The 12,840-nt window shown below is 55.6% G+C and carries 9 protein-coding genes, 2 tRNA genes and 1 pseudogene; 7 read left to right on the forward strand and 5 right to left on the reverse strand.

Going from position 1 to position 12,840, the window contains the following annotated elements; genetic code table 11:
• Nucleotides 1-101: 101 nt before the first annotated feature.
• Together FQ182_RS15660 and FQ182_RS15665 are read right to left on the reverse strand one after the other, a co-directional pair.
• On the reverse strand, nt 102-1,295 hold the full coding sequence (locus tag FQ182_RS15660) for an EAL domain-containing protein (protein WP_149413301.1): 1,194 nt from the start codon (nt 1,293-1,295) through the stop codon (nt 102-104).
• Nucleotides 1,292-4,108 carry an ATP-binding protein gene (locus FQ182_RS15665; protein ID WP_149413302.1) on the reverse strand — a complete coding sequence of 939 codons (2,817 nt, stop codon included), beginning with the start codon at nt 4,106-4,108 and terminating at the stop codon, nt 1,292-1,294. The genes FQ182_RS15660 and FQ182_RS15665 overlap by 4 nt, the downstream gene beginning before the upstream one ends.
• Nucleotides 4,109-4,852: 744 nt before the next feature.
• On the opposite strand from FQ182_RS15665, the gene FQ182_RS15670 reads away from it, so the two are divergent.
• The gene (locus tag FQ182_RS15670; RefSeq protein ID WP_149413312.1) at nt 4,853-5,914 is read left to right on the forward strand and encodes an HlyD family secretion protein; all 1,062 of its coding nucleotides are present in this window, start codon (nt 4,853-4,855) and stop codon (nt 5,912-5,914) included.
• The gene (locus FQ182_RS15675; protein WP_149413313.1) at nt 5,904-6,944 is read left to right on the forward strand and encodes a DUF2955 domain-containing protein; all 1,041 of its coding nucleotides are present in this window, start codon (nt 5,904-5,906) and stop codon (nt 6,942-6,944) included. The genes FQ182_RS15670 and FQ182_RS15675 overlap by 11 nt, the downstream gene beginning before the upstream one ends.
• Before the next feature lie 171 nt (nt 6,945-7,115).
• Here the strand turns inward: FQ182_RS15675 and FQ182_RS30320 are convergent.
• From FQ182_RS30320 to FQ182_RS15690, 3 genes and pseudogenes are all read right to left on the reverse strand, one after another.
• Nucleotides 7,116-7,393 (reverse strand): annotated as a pseudogene (locus FQ182_RS30320) (integrase); the annotation flags it as partial.
• 117 nt (nt 7,394-7,510) lie between these two features.
• Nucleotides 7,511-7,586, reverse strand: a tRNA-Gly gene (locus tag FQ182_RS15685).
• Between the two features lie 3 nt (nt 7,587-7,589).
• Nucleotides 7,590-7,665, reverse strand: a tRNA-Glu gene (locus tag FQ182_RS15690).
• Between the two features lie 739 nt (nt 7,666-8,404).
• Here FQ182_RS15690 and FQ182_RS15695 point away from each other — a divergent pair.
• The 5 genes from FQ182_RS15695 to FQ182_RS15720 all read left to right on the forward strand — a co-directional run bounded on the left by FQ182_RS15695 (nt 8,405) and on the right by FQ182_RS15720 (nt 12,840).
• Nucleotides 8,405-9,298: a LysR family transcriptional regulator gene (locus tag FQ182_RS15695; protein ID WP_092234976.1), complete on the forward strand. Its 894-nt coding sequence runs from the start codon at nt 8,405-8,407 to the stop codon at nt 9,296-9,298.
• Nucleotides 9,299-9,784: 486 nt separating this feature from the next.
• Nucleotides 9,785-9,997, forward strand: coding sequence for an AlpA family transcriptional regulator (locus FQ182_RS15705; protein WP_046482923.1), 213 nt, complete (start codon nt 9,785-9,787; stop codon nt 9,995-9,997).
• A 36-nt stretch (nt 9,998-10,033) separates the two neighbouring features.
• Entirely contained in the window at nt 10,034-10,897 is an 864-nt protein-coding gene (locus tag FQ182_RS15710; protein WP_092234975.1) for a ParA family protein, read from the forward strand.
• Nucleotides 10,881-11,141 (forward strand): hypothetical protein, encoded by a 261-nt coding sequence (locus FQ182_RS15715; RefSeq protein ID WP_092234972.1) that lies wholly within the window; start codon nt 10,881-10,883, stop codon nt 11,139-11,141. Before FQ182_RS15710 ends, FQ182_RS15715 begins: the two co-directional genes overlap by 17 nt.
• A complete protein-coding gene (locus tag FQ182_RS15720) occupies nt 11,134-12,840 on the forward strand; it encodes a ParB family protein (protein ID WP_092234969.1) in 1,707 nt (568 codons plus the stop codon). The genes FQ182_RS15715 and FQ182_RS15720 overlap by 8 nt, the downstream gene beginning before the upstream one ends.

A 12,840-nucleotide genomic window follows, 5' to 3' on the forward strand; every position in this document is an offset into this window, starting at 1 on the left:
TATACGAACTCACTTTGGGGCGACAAGCCCCAGTCGAAACAACACAAGACAGGCGCAAATACGGCACGTCACTGGCGGCTTTGCAAAGAGATAATAGCCTATCAGGTAAGTGTTGGCCCCATGCCATCAGCTTCCAGCATCTTCATAAAATCCACGCTTGCGACCGCCGCACTGATCAAATACCCCTGCACCTGATCACAGCGGATCTTGCGCAGGAAGGCCAACTCGGCGGGCGTCTCGACCCCCTCGGCAGTGACGACCAGCCCAAGCTTGTGGCATAAATCGACGATGCTCTGCAGGGCGCTGGCCTGACTGTCATTTTCGACACAGCCGTGGACCAGAGAGCGATCTATTTTTATTTCGTTGAAGGGGGTAGAGATCAGATTGAAATAAGAGCTATAGCCTTTGGCAAAGTCATCCTGGGCCAGGCCAAAACCCATCATGCGAAGGCGGCAGGCGCCCGCGTAGAAATTGCTCGGATCTTCGGTCGTCGAGCTTTCCATGAGTTCGAAGATAATCGAGCGAGGCTCGGCCTGCGCCGCCAACACCTTCTCCAACAGCCGGTCGGTAAAGTCATGGCTGTCCAGTAAATGAGTAGGCAAATTGACAGAAATGGGCACCTCATGCCCACGTCTACGCCAGAGGGATTGCGCCACAAGACTGTCTTCGAGCATCCGCCACAGCAGTTGCTCCTGTAACCTAAAATGGTTGATCGCATCCAGAAAGTCCCCCGGCGCCAGCAACCCGACCGTAGGGTGACGCCAACGGACAAGTGCCTCGGTTCCACATATTCGCCCGGTGCGCAGTGATTTCTTTGGCTGAAACCAGGCTTGTATCTGGCCGCTCTCCATGGCCCGCACCAACAACTGCCGATCCTGCTGTACCACCCGATCCGCAGGAGGAGCCGCGCTGTAAAGTTCATCCAGGCGATCGCGTAGCTGTCTGACCGCAGACAACTCCACCGGTTTTGAGATAAGCCCTATCACCGTCAGGCCTGAACTTTCTGCGGCCAACCCAGCGCTGATCAACATTCGCCGCGAAGCGGTACTCATCAATGCCAGTGCCGGTTTTTTCGGCAATGCAGCGATCTTCTGAATCAGTTGGACACCGTCCATGTCGGGCATGAAAAGGTCGCTGACCACCAAGTCATAATCCTTCTTTTGCAAGCAGCGAAGTGCCTCCGAACCACCCCACACGGTGTTGACGCTCAAACCGCCCACCTCGGAAAAGACGTGGTACAGATACTCGTGCTGGAAGGGATGATCTTCGACGATCATTACGTTATAGACCTTCAAACTTCACTCCGCCGATAGGGCTGCAAACAGCTGTACAAAGTGCGCAAGGTGAAAGGTTTGACCAGACAATAATTCATGCCTACCGCCAGCCAACGCTCGTTTTCATCACGAATTGCATTGGCTGTAGCCCCAATGACCGGAACTGAACATCCCAGCTCGCGCAGTTTGGCGCAGAGTTCATACCCATTCATGTGTGGCATATTCAAATCGCTCAGAATCAGATCAAACTGCGAGACACGCCATGCTTCAAGTGCCGCCAGACCATCATTAGCCAACTCGACCGTGCACCCGAGTTCTTCAAGCTGGTCGCGCAGTATTAACTGGTTAATGAGGTTATCCTCCACTACGAGTACGCGCATCCCAAGGTTGAACGTCACTTGGGTTGACGCCTGGGGCAACTCCTGTTCCCCCAGTTGGCCTTGAGCCTCGCTGACAGCACGGTGCAGGGCCGAAAGCCGGTTGATGTTGACCATGCGATGAGGGTGATCGATATGATGCGCATCGTGCTCATCGCTCGCCGCTATCACCAGCGGGCCAGTCCATTGCGGTCTGAGCTGTTTTTCCACTCGCCCCGGATGCAGTTCGACCAGTACCGAGCCGGCGTGATGCTCATAGGCAGCCGAAGCACAGATCTGCGCGCGCGCGCCCCAGCGACGCAACCAGCCGCAGACGCTTTCCGCCAATTCGCGAACCGGCGACACCACATACACGACGTCGGCACACAGCTCACCAAAGAATGCATCGCCTTTCATTTCGCTTAATTGCTCAAGCGCCAGACACAAGGTGAAGCTGCTACCTAGGCCCGGCTCGCTGACGACGCGCATGGTGCCGTTCATCAAATGCATGAGGCGCTTGCAAATCGAAAGCCCCAGGCCGGCTCCGGTTACCACATTGGTATTGCCATCACCCTGGTAGAACGGCTCGAAAAGATGCTGCTGATCCTCATGAGAAATACCTTTTCCAGTATCCGCAACCTGCCAGTGAAGCATGGCGCGTTCGTCGTCGCGGCTGTCCAGCTTCACGCGTAAAGTAATCCGACCGCTACAGGTAAACTTCAAAGCGTTATTGAGTAAGTTGTTGAGTATCTGCCGAATGCGTGCGACATCCCCTTTTACCCAGTCCGGCAGCCGCGGGTCGATACAGGCGAAAAGTTGCAGCCCTTTACCATGCGCGGCACCGGCGTAGCTTTGAATCACATCCTCGATCAATTGAAGCGGCGAGAAACGTACCAACTCCAATGACAATTGCCCGGCCTCGATCCTCGATACATCCAGCACATCGCAAATCAAGTGCAACAGATTGGCGGATGAGCCCTCTATGGCGCTGAGATAATTGGTTTGTTGGGTGCTGAGTTGCGTACGGGCCAATAACTCCAAGGTCCCAAGCACCCCATAAAGCGGAGTGCGGATCTCGTGACTCATCGTCGCCAGGAACAGTGTCTTTGCCTGGTTAGCGGCATCGGCCAGCTGTCGAGCCTGTTCGAGCGTGACCTCTGTCTGTTTACGCGTACTGATATCGCTGAACGCGCAGATAAGAACGTCCTCGCGCTTGTAGCGTGTGGCAGCGAAGCTCAGGCTAAGGTGGCGCCCATCGCTCATCTGCAGTTCGTCAGTGTTATTTTTTTCCAAGTCGCTGAAGGCTCTGTGTATCCAGCCATGGCACAAGTCCTTGCGCTCGTTCCCAGGCCCCAACAATTGTTGCGACAGCTGGTTTTCGAGCACCACTTCGCCGTCCTGACGGCGCAGGACGCACAACGCGATAGGCGCGATCTGAATGACCGCGCGGCTGAATGCCTCACTTTCCACCAAGGCTTCTATGCGGTGACCGGCGGGAATAATAAGCCTGCGATCAATCCGAATGACCAGCAGCCCCATCAGCCAGGTGACGCTTATGCAGATAAACAAACAAATGAGCAAGGGTCCGAGCAGAGGCGGCAGCAACGTCGTGAGTTCCGTCGCGTAAACTATCCGCCAATTCGAATAACCAAGTTGTTTAATAATGGCAAGTTGACCGGGAAACCACGTACCGCCCACCAGGCCAAACGCTCGCCCGCTGGATAGTTGCTTCAAAGAGCGAGGCATCGCAAGGCCAGCAGCGCTGGAATAGAGAACTTGGTTACTGGCATCCAGCAGAAGGAAATCTCCCGCATTCTCATGGTGCAGCGCGTTGACCAAGTCCTGTTTTTCAACCTCCAGGCCGAGCCAGCCGGACGCTGGATCGCGATCATCGAGACGTGAAAATATATAGAGGGGAGCGTCCAGACTTTGTTGATCCGTGACCCATACGTCTTGGCTTTGCTCACTTCTGGCCAGCAGGTTCAGCACTGGGCGAGAAAGCACCGAGGGCTTTTCAGCAATATTGTCAGTATCGAACAATCGAATGACTTTCGCTTGGGCACTGGCTGAAACGTACAGCAAATTGACTTTTTCGGTGCCCATATAAGAAAGCAATCGGCGCGTAAGCCATAGGCTCCACGTATTGCTATCTCGTTCACCTAGGATAATGTGGGCTTCCTCTCCCTGGATTTCATTGGCGTTTGCGAGCGGCTGTGTAATGTTGCGCACCGCCGCGAGCCCAACGCTTTTAAGTAGTGTCTGGCGAGTGATGAAGAAATTCTGAGCATCAGAGATCGCGTCGTTCATGTTGCTGCGACGTGAAGAAATCTCCTCATCGAGCGACGCATGAAGGTAGCTGTAGGCCCCCGCATACGTGCCAAACACCAAAGCCAACGCGAACATATGGAGGAGTTTTCGCGCAGCTTTTGGCGTGGAGAAAGAGGAGTCGAGCGGACGAATGAACGGGCTGTGTTTCATCTGTCAACCTTAATAGAATGCGGCTTTAAAGATAATCAGACGATCCTTAAAAGCCGCATCCGGGAAACGCACAATCAACACCCGCGTCTATTTCAGTCGACTCGCCAACGACGTCATGGCCGAATATACCCCTCGGTGCCAGGACCTTTTTGGGTCGAATAGAGAAAGCGGAAACTTTCGTACGCTAAGCTCTCTGCCTATCAAGTAGAGGTCCTAGAGGTGGACGCCGCAGCGTCAAAAAATGCAGAAACAAACACCCTACACCGACTAGGGACCAGCAATCGTCCTGACCACTATGGATGGCTTAGCGTACAAAAATTTCCGTCCTCTGCAACTATCGCAAGCACATCGAGATATGAGGAATTTACTGGAAAGAAAATAAAGGGCTCAATGAGCCTGGCGACCAAATCCGTAATATCTGGAACACTTAATGATCATTTATATAACTAAAACGGCGCCAGCGCGAGAGCCAACTAACGCACTCTTTCACCACCACAACACAGCAATCACCAAAACAGCAATTTATACGCGACGCAAACTATTCCCTGCATGAATTGGCACTATCAAAATTTTGAATAGCCCTGTTTTTCCTACGCTGGGTACAATCTGTAATGTCCCCCTTCTCACTTCATCCCTTTGGTTGTCTCGCGGCCTCTGGGCGCATCGATTTCGAGACGACGATTAAACAATCATAGATAGATAATCATCCAACGGATCGCACATGAACGCCTTATGCAAGTTGCCATGACCCCTGACCAACGATTTGCCCGACACGTCCGTTTTGCCATTTTGATATTGACCGGCCTATTCGTCTATTTCCTGGTAGCAGACCTCTATATGCCGCTCACACCACAGGCGCAATTAACTCGCTCCGTTGTGCGGATTGCACCTCAAGTGTCTGGCCAAGTGATAGAAGTGACAGTGGTCAATAATCAGCATGTCAAGGCTGGGCAGTTGCTGTTCCGGCTGGATCCCCGGCCTTTTGCTTTGAAGGTCAAGGAAGCGCAGTTGATGATCGAGCGCGCGCGACAGGATTACTCAGAGCGCGATGCAAATCTCGGCGCAGCGCAGGCCGACTGGTCAGCAGCAAAGGCTAAAGCTCAGGAGTTATCGACTCAGGCGGGGCGCATTCGAACCTTGCATGACAAAAACTTCGTCTCCACTCAACTGCGGGATCAGATCAACGCCAACCTGATTATTGCCCAGGCGCAAGTACGGGCTGCGTCCAGCACCATTGATGAGATCAAGGCACGCAGAGGTGGCCCTGGCGACGACAATGTGCACCTCCGGCAGGCGCATAACGCGCTGGAACAGGTCCGTCTGCAACTGGAATACAGCGAAGTCCGGGCTGAACGTGCCGGTGTGGTTGGCAATCTTCAGCTCAGTCCCGGGGCGTACCTCCAGGCAGGCGCATCCGTCATGGCACTGGTGGAAGATAATGCCGATGTCACTGCCGACTTCAGAGAAAAGGCGTTGCGCTATGCGCAGCCAGGCACAACCGCCTCAGTGGTGTTCGATGCCCGGCCAGGGGAAATTTTTGCTGCGAAAGTCAGCAACCTGGAGTCGGGGGTGAAAGAAGGTCAGATCGACGCAAACGGCGATCTGGCCGCCCCCCTGCAATCGGATCGCTGGGTAAGGGATGCGCAGCGCCAACGCATCCACCTAGTGTTCAATACCGAACTTCCGCCCTCGTTACCCTCTGGAGCGAAGGCAACCGTGCAGCTCTTTTCCAGCGACAATGTTGTGGCGCGCTTGATGGGTGCGCTGCAAATCCGCCTCGTCAGCATCATCCATTATGTCTACTGAGACTGGCACCCCCCATCGGCTGAGCGAAAACGACCTGCGTCAATGCCTGCGCATTGCCGGCGGTGGTACGCTGGGGCTGTTGATTTGCAAGATTTTCAATCTGGAATACGGCGCTTTTTTTTGCGTCTATCCGATGTTGATCCTTGGCCTAGTTCCGACCTTGAATGCCCATCTGGTCCGCCAGTTCCTGGCACAGGGCGTGGTGGTCAGCGTGGAGGTCGGAGTGCTTTATGGGCTGTTCGGTGGTCGACCGGTGTTGGCGGTGCCCATCGTGTTCCTGTTGTTTCTATACCGCTTTGCGCTGATGGCCAAAGGGCCACTGTTTTTCTTCAGCGCTCTGAGCGCGGTGTTTCTCTCGATTCTGCTGCATTTTTCCAGCTATCCGCAAACTGATGTCATCGATCTGCTCTGGTGTAATGGCGCGGCGATCTGGCTCTCTGCGGCGATCGCCGGCCTGATGTTTTACCTGTTTCCAGATGCAGCTCCCCGCAGCCCCAGGCAACCGATAGAAAAAGACCTGCCCAGCCAGCGCCATGAAGCCCTGCTTGGCGCAACGGTCGCTACCTCGTCGTTTGTCGCCTTTCAATGCCTGGACTTGAAAGATTCATTGTCCGCGCAAGTGGCGAGCATCCTGATCCTGTTTCCCATGCACTGGAAAGGCGCGCATTTCGCCGGACGGATTCGTGCAATAGGCACGCTTATGGGATGTGCCGTGGGCTTTATCATGCAGTTGTTGCTCTACAATCATCATGACATTTTACCCTTGGTTTTAGTGATGTTCTGGGTGGCCTTGATGGTCTGCGCCCGCTGGCATTCCATGGAAAAAGGGCTTCCGGGAATAGGCTTTGGCGCCATCACCACACTAGCCATTCTATTTGGGCAATACCTGACGCCCTCCCATGACATCATGTTCGATATCTTTTATAGATTTGCCTCTGTGTCGATCTCGGTAATCCTGACTCTGACGCTTGTTTTTCTAATCCATGGATTTCTCAATCGATTCGCCGTGACTCGACACATGAGCCATTGATCTCGCCACCACTTAAACGTTTAACGCTTCGCGCTGCACCTCATGCACCTCATGCGGACTGGCCTTGCCCCTGCTCAACTGAGTTTTTTGATCACGAACCGAGTGCAATTGGGGTTGGAGTAGGAAGTGCCCAAGCGCGGGAGCCAGGACGAGCGCATCAACCATGTGCGTCGCCAGCCGCAGCTCCCCCGCACGGACTCCCGTCAAAAATAGCAACCGGAGGCCAAGCTGGACCTGCAGCTTGCCGGGATATTTACATAACATTTTGAGCATGGCCGGCGCTCAGGCATGCGCAGGAATGGATTGTGGCGTACGGGTGGCTGAGGCAGCGCGACGACATTCAGATCGAACGCCGGATTCAGCAGTAACCCAGCAGCGATGATCAATGCGTAACAGAACCTCTGCCGGAAGCAAGTCCGGGCCTTCTCAGGGAGGGAATAACGTCTTTGGCAAAGATGGACTTAAAAGTCGTGGCTGTCAGTGGAAACCGCTGGAACGAAAAAAGGACCCTAAGGTCCTTTTTTCTAAGACTTACAGAGCTCTACGGAGCTCTGTAGATCATAATTTGGAGCGGGAAACGAGACTCGAACTCGCGACCCCGACCTTGGCAAGGTCGTGCTCTACCAACTGAGCTATTCCCGCAAATGGCGTCCCCTAGGGGACTCGAACCCCTGTTACCGCCGTGAAAGGGCGGTGTCCTAGGCCACTAGACGAAGGGGACACGCTAACTGAAACACATGGTGTGTATTCCAGTGCCCAGACCCTAGCTCGAAAGCTTGGTCCTGGTTTCACTCAGTGCCACCCGAAGGCAACACTGTTTAAAAATGGAGCGGGAAACGGGACTAGAACCTAGCCTCTAACCTTCTGATTTAAAAAGGTTTTCCTTGCTTCCTACCTCAGGAATGGACGCTATTCTGGACTTGTTCTGGCCCATTGGCAAGTCCTATACCAAGTTTTTTTCCATTGATGGCCACAGACGGCCAACAACAACCATGACTCACCCTTCACACGCCCCTGAGGCGAGTTGTTCGTGGAGGGGCAATAAGACCTCGTTGCCCCAACGAGACGGTCGCTCGGCAGTGCATGTGAGGGTGTCATGACAGGCCGCCCCTCATCCTCAGACCAGCCCAAGCCCAAGCCCAAGCCCAAGCCCCGCTCGTAACGCAACGTCTCGGCGATTGCCAGCAGTGATCTGCGCTCGGCAAAGCACCAACGCGCACGGCTGGCCCGCCCCACCGATCAAGCACCTATCGCAACTGAAGGGGCACGCAGCGACGCCGGTAGGATCAACACTTAAGGAAGCAGACACACAATTACGATTTGTGCGTGTCCACTTCGGCCACGTCAAAACTTGTGGATTGCATCACACAACGGTTCACCGAAACCACTACCAGTGCGCGAATAACAGTGCACCGCCCGCTGTCAAAGAGCATGTCAACAAGCAAAAAGGAAGATACACCATGAGGATACGTCACCTGCGCTATTTCCTTATCGTCGCTGAAGAACAAAGCTTTGCTCGTGCGGCGGCCAGAGTTCACATCGAACCTTCCCCGTTGTCGAGAGCCATAAGAGATCTTGAATCCTATCTCGGTGTCCGACTGCTCCATCGCACCAAGGGGCGTATACAGCTGACTTGGCCTGGGGAGATTTTCCGTGAAGAGGCTCGCCGCGTACTTGCCTACATGGATAACGCCCTGACACGAGTGCAATCGGCGTCTCAGGGCTATCGCGGCCGGGTACGCATCGGCATCGCCGACAGCCTGGCTCAGCCTCGGCTGACACAGCTGCTGGCTCGATGCCGAGAAGAGGAGCCTGCCACCGAGATTCGGATCGTTGAAATGACCGTCAACGAGATGCACAAAGCGCTCTTACACGACGAGATAGATGCGGGTTTCACTGTCGACAGCACAGTAGCCACCAATGGCCTCACAAAGTTTAGGGTTTGGGCCGAACGCCCTGCCATTGCTATTCCCACTCACCATCCGCTGCTTTCCCTGGATAAAGTTCCTCTTGGGGAAGCACTCCGGTACCCCCTGATTCTTTGCCATCCTGAACATTGCGCCGGCGGACGCAATGTCATTAATCATTGGTTTGAGGACGACTCGCTGCCCTCTCCCACCATTGCTGAACATGTTTCTGGTCATGAGCCCATGATGATGCTGGTGGCCGCTGGCTATGGCATTGGTATCGGGTTGGAATCGCAGCTTTCCATTTACAACCACCCTGACGTCATTGTTCGGCCGGTTATCGACGATATCCCCGACACCGCAACATTCATCGTTGTACCTGACAGGCCAATTTCAGCAGAACTGGAGCGCTTCATTAAAAGAGCGCAACAAATCGGGGAAGCATGACCGATGCGTGAGCAAGAATGATCACCCCATCCTCAGTTTTGGACTCTCACATTAAGTTCCATACATTTTTGTCTGGAGCACGACCCAAATATCCCCTTCATCGTCGCGAGATAAAGGGGATAGCCTTTGAATTCAGTGGGTGTGCACCGGCTCATGCACAAGCGCTAGCTTGTAGCGCTTGTCAATCGCAACCTACCGTTACTGACGGACATTTTTTGTCGCCCGCATGACAGAAAATGCCGCGCTCACTCGCGCAAAGATTAAACAGCGAGCGTCCGCCAGACGGACTATTTATCAAGACGCCGAACCTTTTAACAGTATCCGTTCCACGGATAGAGTTGGCCGCAATGCTTTGCCTCGCAGCCGGATGACGGAACATCAATACGGTGGTCAGTACCGTCCTATTGTTTGATGTGCTTCAGGGGTGGCAGCGATTCAATACGGGTCAACCCGAGAAGTGCCACTGAGCATTAAGGAGTGACCGCTATGTCTGAACAGAACCCTGCTCCAGCCCCGGAGCGACGCATCCTTCGCCGCCCGGAAGTTGAGGCCAAGACAGGCTTCAAGCGCGCCTATCTTTACAGCCTCATGAAGGCGGGCCAATTCCCCAAAGCCATAAAACTTGGCGTCCGCGCCGTTGGTTGGGACTCCGCAGAGATCGACCAGTGGATCACTGACCGTCTTAAAGAACGCGTCTGACTGAGCTCCCCATTCCTTGCCGAAGAGGAGCAAGCCATGCAGGTGATTTCTGTTATCTCGACCAAAGGCGGCGTAGGAAAAACCACGGTCGCCGCCAACCTCGGCGGTTTCATTGCTGATGCCGGCCTGAGGGTCCTGCTGCTCGACCTGGATATGCAGCCCACATTGTCCTCGTACTACGAGCTTACCCGTCGCGCGCCGTGCGGGATCTATGAGCTGCTGGCATGCAACGAACGCGACATTGCGCGACTGGTATCGCGCACCGTCATAGACCGTCTGGACGTCATTCTGTCCAATGACGAGCATCGGCAGTTGAACACCCTCTTGCTGCATGCACCGGACGGGCGGCTTCGACTGCGGCACCTGCTACCGGTGTTTCAGCCGCACTACGACCTGGTGCTACTCGATACGCAAGGCGCTCGCAGTGTGCTGCTGGAGATGGCCGTGCTTGCCTCCGAGCAGGCGGTCTCGCCCGTCACGCCCGAAATTCTCGCCGCGCGTGAAATGCGCCGAGGCACTCTGCAGCTCATCGAAGACATCGCCCCCTATCGGCATCTGGGCATTAACCCGCCACACCTTCATCTCCTGCTCAACCGCGTACCTGCTGTATCAGCCAATGCAAAATTGATCCAGCAGACACTGCGTTTGATCTTCAGAGATCAGGAAGGGGTTCACGTCCTGCATACCGAGATCCCCGCGATCGAGGCATTTCCCCGAGCGGCAACGCGTGGTTTACCGGTCCATCGGGTTGAGCACCGACGGCCCACTGGCCGAGTCGCGGCAGCCGCACTGGACATTGTGCGCGGGTTGGCCAGTGAACTGTGCCCGCAATGGCAGGAGCAGTTCGCCCTGGTCAGCGGGAAGTTTGAGGGGAGACACTCTCATGTCAAACGCCCATGAACTGGCCCGTGGCCACAAGCGACTACTTCCGCTGATTGAACATGCCCTGAGCGAGGGTTGGAATGTCTCCCGGACACCTGGGGGGCACCTCAAATTCGTCAAGCCGGGCTTACCGCCGATTTATACCAGCGCGACAGCCAGCGATCACCGGGCAGAACGCAATGCACGCGCCATGCTGCGTCGCGCACAACGCCACGCCACGGTGGTCGAGCACCCCGATCAAGAGGGAGCCGACTATGGCTAATGTCTCCCCGCAAGAGATGGCCAACAAGCTGATGAGCGACGGTTTTAGTCGCTCCGGCCCTGTTGCAGAAACCTTGACAGACCCGATCACCGATACCGCGATGGTGGTGACGCTGGACCAGTTGCGCCCCTATGAACTGGACCCGCGGCTGACGCGCAATCCGCTGTACGAGGAGATCAAAGCGTCCATCCGCCAGCGTGGGCTGGATGCCCCGCCGCCGATCACCCGTCGCCCCGGTGCCGATCACTACATCATTCGTAACGGCGGCAACACGCGCCTGGCGATACTGCGCGATCTGTGGAGTGAGAGCAAAGACGAACGATTCTTCCGTATCGGCTGCCTGTTCCGCCCATGGCCGGAGCGCGGTGAGATCGTCGCCCTGACGGGACATCTCGCAGAAAACGAACTTCACGGTGGCCTGTCGTTTATCGAACGTGCCCTGGGTGTTGAAAAAGTCCGTGAGCTCTATGAACAGGAGGATGGTAAATCGCTGTCGCAGTCAGAGCTTGCCCGACGCCTCAAGGCTGACGGCTACCCCGTGCCTCAGCCCCACATCAGCCGCATGCAGGAGGCCATCCAGTTCCTGCTGCCAGCGATACCGAACGTGCTCTATGCCGGCCTGGGACGCCCCCAAGTCGAGCAACTGACCAGCCTGCGTAGAGCCGGTTCCCGGATCTGGGATGCGCGCGTCACCAAGAACAATCTAAGCATTGATTTTGCAACGCTGTTCCAGGATGTCCTGATGGTATTTGACTCCCCAGGGAGCTTTACGGCGCAACGGGTGCAAGATGAACTGATCGGCCAGATGTCCGAGTTGCTCGGGGTGGACTATGACACGCTGGTGTTCGAAATCACCGATTCCGAAAAGCGCTGGCAGTTGCTTACTAGTGAACCGAACACACCGCCAGGTACGGAGACCACAGGGTCGGTCTCCACGACCAAGCCAACATCTCCATCCGTAGTCGCACCGCCCACGTCATCATCCACACCGCGGGTAACAGAGGCACCCAGGATACCGGCAAGCGATACCCTTTCGATTCAAGAGGGGCCTGCGACACATCCTCTGGCCGACGTGAATGACGATCAATATGCTAAGGCCGATCACTCGGCCTTACTTCAGGAGCATATCGTCTCACCTGCCGAGACCACCGAGCGCCTACAGTCGATCCAACGATTGGTGACCGAGCATGTCGGCGAGACGCCACCTGATTTCGAAACCAGCGTGCTGCAGGCCATCCCTGTTCAGGCAGGCGGTCTCTACCCCATCTCGGATGTCTGGTACATCGATCCCGGCCTCGATACGCCGGATCGGCTGCGCGTCCACATCGCTCAGTTCGCGCGTGAGATCGCCAACGAAGCGGGTCTGGAAGAGGCCATTGTCGCCTGCGACGAGGGCATCGGCTTCACATGCGCGGGAATATCTACCGATGCGAACACGCACTCAAATCTCCGTGGTGCATTACTGCTGCTGCATAGCCTGAGCGTTCCCTACCAGCCGGACCGGACTCCGCCTTTACGGATGCCCGGGGATTTGGGCGCTCTTCTGCTGGGGCTGGAACACAGCCCTTCATCACAACCTACCGCTAGATTGAGCGATACGAGCCTGGTGAAGCTTTTCCGCTTGGTGCGACTCGCCCGGCGACTGCTGGACATCGAGGCGGACATCACTGATGGCGATGCCGCCCTGAACGGATCATGA

This window comes from Pseudomonas sp. ANT_H4, from assembly GCF_008369295.1.
Classification (GTDB): Bacteria; Pseudomonadota; Gammaproteobacteria; order Pseudomonadales; family Pseudomonadaceae; genus Aquipseudomonas.

What these genes read in the sequence shown, in the direction of transcription:
- FQ182_RS15675 (WP_149413313.1), top strand. Translation starts at nt 5,904, where the DNA reads ATGTCTACTGAGACTGGCACCCCCCATCGGCTGAGCGAAAACGACCTG.
- FQ182_RS15670 (WP_149413312.1), top strand. Translation starts at nt 4,853, where the DNA reads ATGACCCCTGACCAACGATTTGCCCGACACGTCCGTTTTGCCATTTTG.
- FQ182_RS15715 (WP_092234972.1), top strand. Translation starts at nt 10,881, where the DNA reads ATGTCAAACGCCCATGAACTGGCCCGTGGCCACAAGCGACTACTTCCG.
- FQ182_RS15695 (WP_092234976.1), top strand. Translation starts at nt 8,405, where the DNA reads ATGAGGATACGTCACCTGCGCTATTTCCTTATCGTCGCTGAAGAACAA.
- FQ182_RS15710 (WP_092234975.1), top strand. Translation starts at nt 10,034, where the DNA reads ATGCAGGTGATTTCTGTTATCTCGACCAAAGGCGGCGTAGGAAAAACC.
- FQ182_RS15720 (WP_092234969.1), top strand. Translation starts at nt 11,134, where the DNA reads ATGGCTAATGTCTCCCCGCAAGAGATGGCCAACAAGCTGATGAGCGAC.
- FQ182_RS15705 (WP_046482923.1), top strand. Translation starts at nt 9,785, where the DNA reads ATGTCTGAACAGAACCCTGCTCCAGCCCCGGAGCGACGCATCCTTCGC.
- FQ182_RS15665 (WP_149413302.1), bottom strand. Translation starts at nt 4,108, where the DNA reads ATGAAACACAGCCCGTTCATTCGTCCGCTCGACTCCTCTTTCTCCACG.